This is a genomic window from Mesorhizobium waimense (genome assembly GCF_003601975.1).
GTDB lineage: Bacteria > Pseudomonadota > Alphaproteobacteria > Rhizobiales > Rhizobiaceae > Mesorhizobium > Mesorhizobium waimense.
The window spans coordinates 1-12,263 of the sequence record NZ_QZWZ01000087.1 but is presented as its reverse complement, the minus strand read 5'-3'; the positions used below and the strand labels follow the sequence as shown (position 1 = coordinate 12,263).

At 57.2% G+C, this 12,263-nt stretch carries 11 protein-coding genes and 1 pseudogene; 1 reads left to right on the top strand and 11 read right to left on the bottom strand.

Going from position 1 to position 12,263, the window contains the following annotated elements; all coding sequences use genetic code 11:
* Positions 1-122 precede the first annotated feature (122 nt).
* Positions 123-319: pseudogene (locus D3227_RS44670) on the top strand (IS110 family transposase); the annotation flags it as partial.
* Between the two features lie 54 nt (positions 320-373).
* Here the strand turns inward: D3227_RS44670 and D3227_RS44665 are convergent.
* From D3227_RS44665 to D3227_RS38560, 11 genes are all read right to left on the bottom strand, one after another.
* Positions 374-850: a ubiquitination-like system serine protease family protein gene (locus tag D3227_RS44665; RefSeq protein ID WP_425374598.1), complete on the bottom strand. Its 477-nt coding sequence runs from the start codon at positions 848-850 to the stop codon at positions 374-376.
* A gap of 5 nt (positions 851-855) precedes the next feature.
* Entirely contained in the window at positions 856-2,310 is a 1,455-nt protein-coding gene (locus D3227_RS38605; protein WP_120019254.1) for a HesA/MoeB/ThiF family protein, read from the bottom strand.
* The gene (locus tag D3227_RS38600) at positions 2,307-2,729 is read right to left on the bottom strand and encodes an E2/UBC family protein (protein ID WP_120019253.1); all 423 of its coding nucleotides are present in this window, start codon (positions 2,727-2,729) and stop codon (positions 2,307-2,309) included. The genes D3227_RS38605 and D3227_RS38600 overlap by 4 nt, the downstream gene beginning before the upstream one ends.
* Positions 2,729-2,974 carry a multiubiquitin domain-containing protein gene (locus tag D3227_RS42090; RefSeq protein ID WP_167481059.1) on the bottom strand — a complete coding sequence of 82 codons (246 nt, stop codon included), beginning with the start codon at positions 2,972-2,974 and terminating at the stop codon, positions 2,729-2,731. The genes D3227_RS38600 and D3227_RS42090 overlap by 1 nt, the downstream gene beginning before the upstream one ends.
* 191 nt (positions 2,975-3,165) lie before the next feature.
* Positions 3,166-3,663 carry an Lrp/AsnC family transcriptional regulator gene (locus D3227_RS38590; protein WP_120019251.1) on the bottom strand — a complete coding sequence of 166 codons (498 nt, stop codon included), beginning with the start codon at positions 3,661-3,663 and terminating at the stop codon, positions 3,166-3,168.
* A gap of 498 nt (positions 3,664-4,161) precedes the next feature.
* Positions 4,162-5,706, bottom strand: a complete 1,545-nt coding sequence (locus D3227_RS38585) for a fumarate hydratase (RefSeq protein WP_120019250.1) — start codon at positions 5,704-5,706, stop codon at positions 4,162-4,164.
* A 6-nt stretch (positions 5,707-5,712) separates the two neighbouring features.
* Entirely contained in the window at positions 5,713-7,146 is a 1,434-nt protein-coding gene (locus tag D3227_RS38580) for an NAD-dependent succinate-semialdehyde dehydrogenase (RefSeq protein ID WP_120019249.1), read from the bottom strand.
* A gap of 186 nt (positions 7,147-7,332) precedes the next feature.
* Complete coding sequence (locus D3227_RS38575) at positions 7,333-8,259, bottom strand: LysR family transcriptional regulator (RefSeq protein ID WP_120019256.1); 927 nt, start codon at positions 8,257-8,259, stop codon at positions 7,333-7,335.
* A gap of 125 nt (positions 8,260-8,384) precedes the next feature.
* Positions 8,385-9,287, bottom strand: a complete 903-nt coding sequence (locus tag D3227_RS38570; RefSeq protein WP_245452131.1) for an HpcH/HpaI aldolase/citrate lyase family protein — start codon at positions 9,285-9,287, stop codon at positions 8,385-8,387.
* Between the two features lie 132 nt (positions 9,288-9,419).
* The gene (locus D3227_RS38565) at positions 9,420-10,571 is read right to left on the bottom strand and encodes a CaiB/BaiF CoA transferase family protein (protein WP_120019248.1); all 1,152 of its coding nucleotides are present in this window, start codon (positions 10,569-10,571) and stop codon (positions 9,420-9,422) included.
* 15 nt (positions 10,572-10,586) lie between these two features.
* Complete coding sequence (locus D3227_RS38560; protein ID WP_120019247.1) at positions 10,587-11,840, bottom strand: methylaspartate ammonia-lyase; 1,254 nt, start codon at positions 11,838-11,840, stop codon at positions 10,587-10,589.
* Positions 11,841-12,263: the final 423 nt, after the last annotated feature.

The window sequence follows — 12,263 nt, the reverse complement described above, 5'->3', positions numbered from 1 at the left end:
CTTCAAGCCGAATTCTGTCCGAAGCCGTGATGTCGATGCTGATACCAGTGCGCATCTCGCAATGTCGCATGCCGAAGCGATCCGGGGAATCCCAAAAAGGACTCTTCTGTTCCGATCAATCCACTAGGCTGGTCAGGATTACAACCGAACTCTCAAATCAGATCCGCAGCATCATGAAGGCGTTCGGATTGCTGGTTCCCGCGGGCAAGGGAAGCATATTCGAGAAGCCGTCCGCAGTCTCCTCGTCGACTGGGACGGACGCGTTCCTATCGTGTTGCCGATGCTGGAAGCTTGGCGCAGCATGCGCACAAGGGCTGCCTAACGGAAAAATGGAGTTATCACCAGCGAAGCCCCTCGTCACATCACAATCGACTCATCGATCCCAGGACGTGCTCCAGATTTTTCTTTCGTATAGATCTGGACGGGCTCGCCAAGGCTCGACACCGGTGTCCCCACACCAGTAGACTCTTCCGTCTCTAAGCCAGAAATGGCTCATGCACCCTTTGTTTCTCCAAACAGAGGGATGCAACGTCGGCCTCCCGTCTTGGCTTAGCTCAATACGCCACCTGGGTTTATGAGGCGGATGCATCGGTAACGAAACTACCTCGCCACAGCCACAGGGACACCTAAAGAGCGACCAGTATGGTCGGCCTTTGTGTACGACCGTGATGAACTGTCCTGGCCGGACCGTGTCATTCGGAGGTGTTTTCTCGACGACTTCATTCCGAGCGAAAAGTAGACCCGGAAGTCGCTCCTCAGAAGGAGTTCGATTGGCGGATGTTTTTGGAGTGCGTGGACCGAGGATGATCTCCTCTAGCCGCCGCACGAGCTTTAGCAGCCAAGACCACATACGAATTAACTCAGCTTGCCTAATGACGGCATACTGAGCCTATAGCCATTCTCCGGCTTGAGTAATAAGCCATTCGGACCGCAGCAAAAGCATTCGGCGTTGTCCTTTGGCATATTGCTGTGAATTGCCATATGCACGAAGTCGTACCAGATATTATCGCGGCTAATGTCGCTCGGAAGCTGCCGATAGGGGCGCACCAGATCAAACAATGTCGCTACGGCCATATCGGCGGTCGCACTGGTGAACGGACCTACTCCGGGAGCCCGCTCGCCGCCCCCGACCAGATAGTGCTCCTTTCGAAGCGTTTCTGGATCCAGCTCCGCCAGCTCCGGACGTGCCTTTAGTGCACTCTCGTACCTGAGCTTTTCCTCAGTCACCACGCCTTGGCACCTCAAGCACGCACCATATTCCGGAAGAACTGTGCTAACTCGGCCTCTATGGTCACGTAGATAAGGCTGATGCTCCTGGTCAAGGTCAATCTTGCCGGTGAGCCCGCAGTCGATAAGTCCTTGGCAGTAGTAATACAATGCCTGATTAAGCACTTCCCTTCCAGCAACATCGTCAGTGCATCCGAACACCAGGTCAGCACTAGAAATTGCATCGATCGCTTCTGGAGACTCGTTCACATATGCCTCAATGGCCACGACAGTCACCAGTAAGCCTAGATCTCGTATGTATCGGGCCAACGTGGCTGCCTTGCTCTCGCCGATATCGCAACGGCGATATCCGCGGACGCGGTTCAGATTGCTATCTTCGAGCAAATCGCCATCGATAATAATGAGTTCGCCAACACCCGCGCGGGCGACGAGTGTGGCGACCGAAGACCCCGTTCCGCCACCTCCGACGATTGCTATTCGCAAGGATTTGAGCTTCTCGTTGAAGGGCTTGCCAAACGCAGCTTCCTGGCGCCTTAGCAGTTCCGACGGAGCGGCATCATCTGCCTTGCCGATATGAACTCCCAAGTCCGTCCCGAGAACACAGACATGCCGGACATCAGCCACACTGTCAGGGGCCGCACCCAGCCGAACTCTCGCACGCCACTGCCCGTCAGCCAAAACCATCGCGACAAGTGATACATCAGGGCCGTTGCAGCCAGCGTATCCCCTAAGAATGCTCTGTTCGTTCTGATCATCCTTGCTTGAGAAATCCAGAACTCCTCTGGGATGACAATGAGCGAACCCGAGCTCGAGCCGCTCCTGCTCGCAACGAACGTAGATATCCTGAAACTTGCGCAGATTGATGCGCAAGTGAACCGGGGAACTGTCTAGCACCCAGTCGCCATCCATCTCAATTATGTCAATACCCACGAAACGTGCTGAGGGCGGCAGACCCGCTACAGCCCTCTCCATTTTGCGGAAGAGAACCAGCGCGCCGCGCTCGTGAGCGTCAGGGTGCCCCGTCAACCAACTCTTGAGCTTATTGTCGAGAGAACCGGTAATCGAAATGCGATGTCCGTTCATGGGCGCCTTGCGTCAGGGTACTTAAAGGCCCACGAAATCCGATCCATAATCGTTTGGACGTTGTCGACCTTTGGTTTCCAAGGATTTTTGTTCCAGTGCCTAGACCAGCGGCAAAACACCACGCCTTCGTGAGTACGTGAATCCTCATTGGGACTAGGCCCGCCAGTGCTTGGTATTGGCTCGCCGTCAGCCCTATGCAAGCGCGGGTGAACCCAGAACATGTCGCCACCAGAGGCATTGTAGTTCTGCGGAATAACATACAAAACATCGACGGCATCCGCGGGCTTTCCATCAGCCAGATAAACGCCTTTCGGTAGCGGAAATTTTTTGAATATAAGAAAACGGGTGCCCTCATCTTCTTCAAAATCGACGCCGGCTTTGTTGAGTATCGCGTAGTCAGAATCGAACAATAGGGACATTATTTATTTCCGGCTTCGGAGCTTGCATCCTGCGCGTAAAATTTTTCGATCCCCGACTGCCGCAGATCGATTGATTCACCACGCCCAACCAGCCGCCCGGGCTGGCCCGGCATTTTCATATACAAGTCCATGCTATCTGGTATGCCAGGGCCTACGCCTCGCACCTCAGCGCCGGTTATGGTCTGGTTGTCCCATTCGTAAATTTCGTTTTCGATTTTGAATTTATACTTCTCTTTGGCAGCCATAGCTTCGATCCTTCTTTCGTAGGTGCTCGGTTTCCCAGTTGACCAAGCGCATCGTCTCCCTTCTCGCGAATTCACGGAGAACACCCGGCCAGCCGCCTCTCTATACCAGAAACGCCTCTCGAATTTCGCGGGAATGCACGTCTTTCGCCGACGAATTCTCGGAATCGGCATCAAACGCCGTGAAAACGGATTTACCGTTGTCTCAGAGCGGACAAGGGGATTGGTGAATTGGATTTCACTGGTTTCGTCACGACCAGGCTATAGTATTGATCGATACCCAAGCCTGCCTGCAGCAATCTCTCCATGAAATCCTGATACGCAGCCATGGAAGGAGATGAAACGCGCATCAAATAGTCGATCCGCCCCCCGATGGCCCAGCAGTCCAGGATTTCGGGAATCTCTTGGATCGCAGTCTCGAAGTGGCGTTGATCCTCGAGACGATGGCGATCCAGAACCACCTCCACCATTATGGAGATGATGCCCCCGATGAGGGCTGGACTGAGTCGCGCATAGAACCCCTCAATGATCCCTTCGGCTTCGAGCACACGGAGCCGCTCCGAACAGGCCGACGCCGAAAGATGAACACGCTTTGCGAGTTCGCTCTTCGAAATCCGACCATTTGACTGGATCTCTAAGAGAATGCGGACGTCCCAAGCGTCTAGTCGCACAGGAGAGGGTTTCGACTTCATGACCTTTTGCTCTCAAGCGGTGGTCGACAGCGCAATTAGTGCCAACCAATTCTATCATTGATTGAAGTTAGGAATGTAGTGGGCGTCATTCGTCCTCGGCCCGAAACGCGTCAGTGCGAGGTTGTCGAAAGTCGGGTCACTGAGGGCGATCCAAGCAGAAAGAAAGGCTGTAGAAAAGTTGGGCTATTGCCCCTTCCCTAACCGGGCATTTGGAGAGGGGTGATCGCCTGTCGGCGGCGAACTCGTCGTAAATAGATGGCGCATCTTTTGGTATCTCCGGTGCTTGATTTGATTGGCACCCTCGAAAGCACCCGAGCGTCGATCGTATGGGCGGCAGGTCGAAGCAGTGTTTACATCCGAGCATTTGGCATCGAGAGCGACTTGACGGCCTTTCTTATATGGCTCGCCGAGGAGCTGAACCACAAATTGCCGCTTGTGTTACCGATGCGGCCCAAAATCCTGCGCGGGAGTCTGGCCGGATCGCGAAGCCGGGAAGACTCAAACGCCGATGCCGCGGGCGATGCTGTCGGCTGCCATGCGCTTGCGCCACTCAAGAGGCCCGGAATTGTGAATGGAGTTTCCCTCAACATCGACAGCCATGATGACCGGCATGTCCTGCACCTCGAATTCATAGATCGCTTCCATGCCCAGGTCTTCAAAGGCAACGATGCGCGCCGCTTTGATCGATTTTGAAATCAAGTACGCAGCGCCACCCACTGCGATGAGATAGGGCGCCTTGTGTCTGACAATCGACTCGATCGCCGCCGGTCCCCTCTCCGCCTTACCGACCATCGCGAAAAGTCCGGTTTCGGCGAGGATCTTGTCAGTAAAACCGTCCATCCGGCTGGAGGTCGTTGGGCCGGCCGGCCCGACGACCTCATCCCTCACTGCGCGGACGGGTCCGACGTAGTAGATCACGCGTGCACGCAGATCGATCGGGAGCGGCTTGCCGGCATCGATCAAATCGACCATTCGCTGGTGGGCGGCGTCACGGCTCGTCAGCATCTTTCCGGACAAAAGTAGGGTTTCCCCGCAGCGCCACGATGCCGTCTCTTCCTTTGTGACCGCATTGAGATTGACCCGCCGGACGCCAGTTGCGTGCAAATCCTCATGACCGATCTGGGGCCATTCGGAAAGGCCAGGCGGCTCAAGCCTGATGGGTCCAGAGCCGTCCAAGGTAAACGTAAGGTGTCGGTTGGCGGCGCATTGCGGAATGAGTGCCACGGGCTTCGATGCCACATGAGTAGGATAGGTCGCAACCTTGACGTCAACGACTGTCGTCAGACCCCCGAGGCCCTGGGCTCCGATACCGAGCGCATTAATGCGTTCATAAAGCTCAATCCGCAGTGCCTCCTCAGCGCATGATGGCCCCCTGCCGATCAAATCCGACATGTCGATAGGTTCGTTCATGGCCTCCTTGGCCAGCAGCATCGCCTTTTCGGCGCTACCACCGATGCCGACCGAGATCAGGCCGGGCGGGCACCATCCGCTACCAAGCGTCGAAACAGTGTCGACCACCCAGTCGGCAACGGACGCGCTGGGGTTAAGGGTGGTGAAACGCGCCTTGTTTTCCGATCCTCCCCCTTTTGCGGCGATGGTGATTTCAATCTGGTTGCCTTGCACAAGGTCGACGTGGACGACCGCCGGTGTGTTGTCGCGGGTGTTCAATCGTGCGGCGAGCGGATCCGAGACGATCGATGGTCGAAGGGGATTGTCGGGGTCGAGATAGGCTCGGCGGACGCCCTCATTCACCAGGTCAGCGAAACTGGCCGTTGATTTGATGCGGACGCCCATGCCAACCTTTGCAAAGACCACCACGAGACCGGTGTCCTGGCAGATCGGGCGCCGTCCGAAGGCCGCCAAGCGGGAGTTCAGCAAAATCTGACCGATGGCGTTCTTAGCCGACGGACTCTGCTCGCGCGCGTATGCCTGCGAAAGGTATCGGATGTAGTCGGGGGGATGGTAGTACGAGATATACTGAAGGGCGTCGGCGACGCTCTTTGTAATATCCTTGCCGGCAATGGTCCGTGTTTTTTTATCCACGAAATCTCATCCCAATGACCCGAGCCCGTTGACCAGTTTCAGGCTTTGGAAGCTCCGCAATCCCTGCTCGCCCCCCTCGTATCCATAGCCGCTTTGTTTGACGCCCCCATATGGTGCATCTGCAGAAACCCCCTTCAGGTAATTTACACTGATCGCGCCTGCCGAAAGACCGCCGATCAGCGTCCGTTTCGCATCGGTGGCGCCGGTAAAGAAGTAGGCAGCCAGACCATACTCAGTGGCGTTGGCTTCTTCGATTGCCTCTTCGATCGTGTCGAACGGCGCCACGGTGAGGATCGGCCCGAACGGCTCGTCATGAAGCACTTTTGCATCCTTTGGGACGCCTGTCAGAATGGTGGGCGGCCAGTAAAAGCCCGGCTGGTCGAGGCGTGTGCCGCCAGTTTCGATGCGGGCGCCGCGATCGACAGCATCCTGGACCAGACGCTGCATTGCCTCGATTCGCCGGGCGTTTGCCATTGGGCCCATCTCCGTCGCCGGGTCGTCCGGTGGGCCGATCTTGATCTTGCGAGCGGCTTCCGTCATCCTGGATAGGAACTCCTCATAGAGGGTCCGCGCGACGAGGATCCGGCTGGGCGCATTGCAGCTCTGGCCCGCGCACTCGAACTTGTATTCCGAAATTGCCGGTATTGCCGTTGCCAGGTCGGCATCCTCACATACAACGACCGGGGAGTGTCCACCGAGTTCGAGGATGCACCGCTGCAAGTTATTCGCGGCGAGCTTGGCGAGCTGTTTTCCAACCTCGGTAGAGCCCGTGAAAGTTAGCACCTTGACGATCGGTGAGCTGAGGAGATGCCGGGATATTTGCACAGGCACACCAAAGACGAGATTGACCACGCCGTCCGGAATACCCGCTTGTCGCAAGGCTTCGACGAAATGGACAGCCGCGCTTGGTGTCTCTTCAGCTCCTTTGAGGATCACCGGGCAGCCCGCCGCCAAAGCAGGGGCGAGCTTGCGGGCGATGAGCACGGCGGGATAGTTCCAAGGCGTAAAGGCAGCAACGACGCCAAGGGGCTCGGGGACGATCATCCGGTTCGGGCCCATCGGAATAGGGGCCGACAGCTCTTCGGCGTGCGTGCCGTTCCACTCCAGTGTTTCGACAGCCCGCGCGTATTCACCCGTCGCTTCGGCAGTCGTCTTGCCCTGTTCGGTCGACAAATCCTTCGCTGCGTCTTTCACCTTCGTGGCAAGGATCCTGGCGGCCGCCAAAAGAATCTCGCCGCGCTCTTTTGCAGGCCGTGAGAACCAAGCCCGGCGGCTGCGTTCTGCCGAAGCGAGGGCCTCATCCAGATCCGACGCTGAAGCCGCCGCCACCGAGCCAAACCCCTTCTCTGTCGCCGGATTGATCACAGGCAGAGTAATTCCACCACTACTGTCTCGCCACCTGCCGTTGATGAAAAGCTGATAGCTCGGGGCGCTGGACATCGCATGCTCCGCGTAAGTGAATTCCTGCCAATGCGAGACCCGCCGATATCGAACCTAGGCCCGCTTCCCTGCAGTTTCATCGCGATGGTCACGCCCGGTCAAATATGAAATATCGACCAAAACCATCTCGAATACAGATGATACAGCCGCGGAGGAGCGATAGCACTGAAACTGGTTGGGATGTGTTTAAGCCAGGTCCGGGGCCGTGGCTGACCAGTGCTTGCTCTCGATCAAAGTATTTGCGACCTTGGGGATCAGCTTGCGGACCGCAGAAACGGCTGGAGAGCGCTCATCTTTCGGGTTGACGGCAAGCACAACGGAACGGGTAATCACGGGATCAATGATTTTCACCGTCCGGACCTGGCCTTGAGATGCCTCTTTCTGAATGGCTGAGGGGGTAAGGATGGAATACGCCTTCCCCTCCATGACCATATTGATGATCGTAGAAAGGGAGTCGACTTCGAATCTGACGTCAAGCATACAACCGTGCTGCGCAACGACATCAGCCACCGAACGCCTGCCATTGTTGTTGCGCATCGGAACCGCCAGCGGAAACGCATGCAGGTCGGCGAGCGGAATCGAATCTTCGAAAGGCGGTTCACCCGGCGGCACCACCAGGCAAAACTCTTCGCGGGCCAGCACCGTCATTTGCCCCACGCTCTCGGCAGTGCGGTACAGGACTGCCAGATTAAAACGGCCAGCAGCCATCCACTCCTCCAGCGGTCCCGTCATGCCCTCGATCATCTTAAGCGAAATCCTCGGCAATTCGCTTCTTACCGCTTCAAGCAAGGGACCGCTAAGGACGCGAGCGGCTCCGGACGGAATGCCAATTGTCACCTCCCCGGAAGGAGCCGCCACCGAGTTGGTCAGTTCGGCCTCGGTGAGCTGAATTTCCCTCAGGATGATCCGCGCGCGCTCAAGCAGCTTGTCTCCGGACGCCGTGACGCTGACACCGGTTCGATCGCGAACCAGCAGTTGCGTGCCGAATCCTTCCTCCAGCTGACGCACATGCAGGCTTAGAGCGCTTTGAGCTATGTTGAGGGTCGCAGCTGCCTTCGTGAAACTACCGGCTTCGACGACGCCGACAAAGTATCTCAACTGCCTGATGTCCACGATGAACAAATCCAACCGGGCATGATCCCCAGTGCCTTCCTATCTATCTCGAAACAAGATGGTAAGCAAGCAACAACTGTCGAGCCAGGCTCCGAAACCAGCGCCTTCGGCTGCTGATTAAAAGCTCAGTTGTTGCTAGCGAGAGCCAGGATCTCGTGGGCGCGCCGAACCACTGGGGGATCAATCATCTTACCATTCAACGAGAATGCAGCCAGTCCACGCATGGCGGCATCATTTTCCGCCGCGACAACACGATTGGCCCACTCGAGTTCCTGTGCGTTTGGCGAGAAAGCCTCATTGAATATGGCCACCTGTGTCGGATGGATCGCCAAAGCTCCGGCAAAGCCAAGCCGCCGCGCACGCACCGCGGCTTCACGAAGCTTATGAGTGTCCGAGAACTCGCCGATGCTTCCAACGAAGCCCAGCGGGAGCAATCCGGCCGCACGGGCGGCAAACAGAACGGAAAGGTTCGGCGTCAACAGAAGATCGAATTCCGGGGCGCCGCCGACAGCGGCACTGAAGTCTTCAGGCCCAAGCGCCATTGCGACCATCCTGGGATGCGCCGACGCAATGGCAGCGAGCCTTTGCAAGGCGCCCGGGGTTTCAATCTGGGCAAGGAACCGGATGCTTCCGTGGACAAGATTTCTTTCCTGTTCAAGGTCCGATACCGCATTCGCGATCTCTAACACCCATTCTGCCGAATCCGTCTTCGGAAGAACAAGTGCATCAACACCCGATATGACGGCTGCATCGAGATCCGCCGCCAACGCGCGCAAACCGCGATTGACCCGGACCAAAACCGACGCGCCCTTGCGCCGCACCTTTGCCACGGATTCGGGCAGCTGCCGGCGCGCCTCGCCCTTCTGATCCTCGGGGACGGAGTCCTCCAGGTCGAGAATGATGCCATCTGCACCCCGCTCATGGGCCGTCTCCACAAAGCGTGGAACGTGAGCGGGCACGAAGAGTAGGGATCGCCAACGGGGTACAGACATCGCGCTTTCAACGGCCGGAACGGTTTTCCTGATCATGGAATCGCCTCTGCGGTCGACTTTAGCGAGGCCGGTGGCGGTAAGCTTGCTGGCCGGCCCATGCGCTGAGATGATCCGAGGTATCACGCTGTGCGTAAATCGCGAGCGCACCCACCTTACCGAGACGCGCGCTCACGCTGACGCGGCTCTTTCGCGCAAAAGGCCCAGAACCTCATCGCGGATTGCCTCGGTGTGAGCGCCAAGAGCCGGAACTGGGCGCAGCGAAGGGCGCTCAGAGTTGAAAATCGCCGCCGGCGCTATCGTCCCGACAGTTCCTTCGGGTGTCCCAACCTGCACCCTGCGAATGTGTGGATGCCTTGAAACATCGGCCACCTCGTTCAGTCGGCCATATGCTAGACCGGCTGCCTCGAGCTCGAGCATTGCTTCGTGGCAGGACAGTTCGGAAAAGCGCTGTTCAATAAGCTCATCAAGTTGCGCACGATGACCAAGACGCTCCATGTTGTCGGCAAAACCAGGTGCACGTGTGAGCTCGGGTCGCTTGAGAAATTTCTCGCAGAAATTTACCCATTCGCGGTCATTCTGGACCGAAAAGATGACGTCCTTGCCATCGGCGCAACGATAGGCGCCATACGGCGCCAGCGAGGGGTGTTTCACGCCCGCGCGTACCGTATGATAGTCGCTGTAGTCGTTTTGCAAAACCGGTACGTTCATCCAGTCGGCGACGGCATCGAAGAGTGACACCTGGATGCCGGCGCCCGCACCCGTCCGCTCGCGGTGGAACAATGCCTGGAGGATGGCGCTGTGCGCCGTCATGCCTGCCGAGATGTCGCAAACCGACACGCCAACACGGGCGGGTCCTTGTTGGGTACCGGTGATGGCGCACAGCCCCGTTTCGGCCTGGACGATGAGATCGTACGCCTTCAGATGCGAAAACGGCCCTCCCTCCCCGAAACCAGATATGTCGCAGGTGATCAGACGCGGAAAGCGTTGACGGAGATCGGCAGACCCGAAGCCTAGTTTTTCGATGCTGCCCGGTTTCAGGTTTTGGATGAAGACGTCGGCAGCGGCAATGAGTGTGTCCAGGACGGCACGGTCTGCTTCCGATCTGAGGTCCAGGCAAACCGACTCCTTACCCCGATTAAGCCAGACGAAATATGCGCTCTGGCCCTGAACCAGTTTGTCGTAATACCTTGCGAAGTCGCCTTCGGGCCGTTCGACTTTGATGACACGCGCACCAGCGTCAGCAAGCCGCGACGATGCGTAAGGCGCGGCCACGGCCTGTTCCACCGCGACGACAGTGACCCCTTCAAGAGAGTTCTGCATGCGACACCGTGCTTTTCATCCAATGATTTCGTTTTGAGTCCGGCGATGGTTCAGCATCGCCAGCAACCGGTTTTGTTCGTTCCCAACAATTGAGAATGCCTCGTCGACACCCATTCCCGGCTTTGCAAGCATCATGTCGGCCTGGGTTGCCACAGATACGTGGACAGAAGCTTGGGCGGAGAGATCCGTCTCGGTACAGCTTCCTCCGACATACGCCCCGACCTTATTCGCCTTGCAGATAAGAACGGCGCGCGCCGTATCAGCGAGCGAGCCGACGTCTGGAGTCTTGATTTGGACCAGATGCGCAGCCTTCGCTTCGGCAAAGTGCCGGATATCCTCAAGCGTATTGCATCTCTCATCAACGACAATGCGCGCCCTGGAACCCCGCTTGTCCAAAATCGATACGATCTTGGCGTAGTTCTCAATTTGAGCTTGCGTCGAACCAAAATCCGCCGGGGCCTCGATGTTGAGCGTGAAACCCGGGACGGTGTCCGCAACCTTGCAGATAAAGTCGGCGATGCTTTGCGGCTTCAGGCCGATTTCCTGGCCGATCCAGCCATACACATCGAAATGCAGCACCGGATGATATCCCGGGGGGCCGATTTCGCGCGTACGCATTGCAACCCACTTCACGAACTCCATGAAGATCTGGCCGTCGACGCCGAATTTTTGCCGTGAGTTGATCAGGCCGTGGGGAAGCACATCCACCGCCTTCAGAATCATCTTGTCGACATTGATTTCGCGAGCATCGCCGCTCTGGCAGTAAATCGGGACCCTACTCGTTGGCAGCGGTAGATCAAATTCGCTGCATACGATCTCCGCCATCGTCGTGTGTTGAAGATGGGCCACTGCGCGAAGGAGCACCTGACTGACGCCATACTCGATCGAGCGAGGTAACCGCTTACCTTCGAATGGCTCGAAAACTTTCGCGCACGCATCAAGGTAGTAAGACGGATCGACATTGAGAAGCCGCGGCACCACGACCCGCAATGTCAAATCCGAGATTTGAGCAGTTTCAAACAAAGGATCGCGTCCGCCCGCACCAGAATATTGAACGCCCATCATGTCGCCCCAAACAATGGTGTCGTCGGTGAGAACAAGCCCGACACTAAGCGCACATGCCGGGACGCGAAGCGACGTGAACCCAGGCGTTGTCGGTTCGCCGACATAGATGAAGCCGTCCTGGGTCGCGCCGGACCGAATGGCAGCTTGATCGTCATAGAAGAATGCGCCGTTGCCAGGCGCGAGGAGGACGTCTTTGATCTGCATATCGTTTCGCTCGATATTTCTCGGACGGCGTTAACGGGCGGATACAGCACGAACCGCTGCCCAGCAAATATGCGCCACTTGCTGTTGGGTTCACCAATATAATGTTCTGGACGGTGCCATCGCGTTCTCAGATGGCTAGCCTGTCCGAAATGATCGCCGCAAAAGGAACATCGCAGTCATCAAGCGGCCGCAGTAGATCTGGCAACTTCACGTCTTACACCGGGGCCTTTACGGGCGCGCGTCTCACAAGGCTATGTCGACACAATCTTTCATCTGTCTTACCGGTTCAACGCCTCAGAGGCCGTTTGGAAAATCGGAAAATTGGGATTTCGGCGGAGGCTGGTTTGTGATTCAAGCTGTGGATGTGGACCGAACAGAGCCGTGGCCGGATGGCCAAGATCGCCAAGAAGACCAAGCGCTACC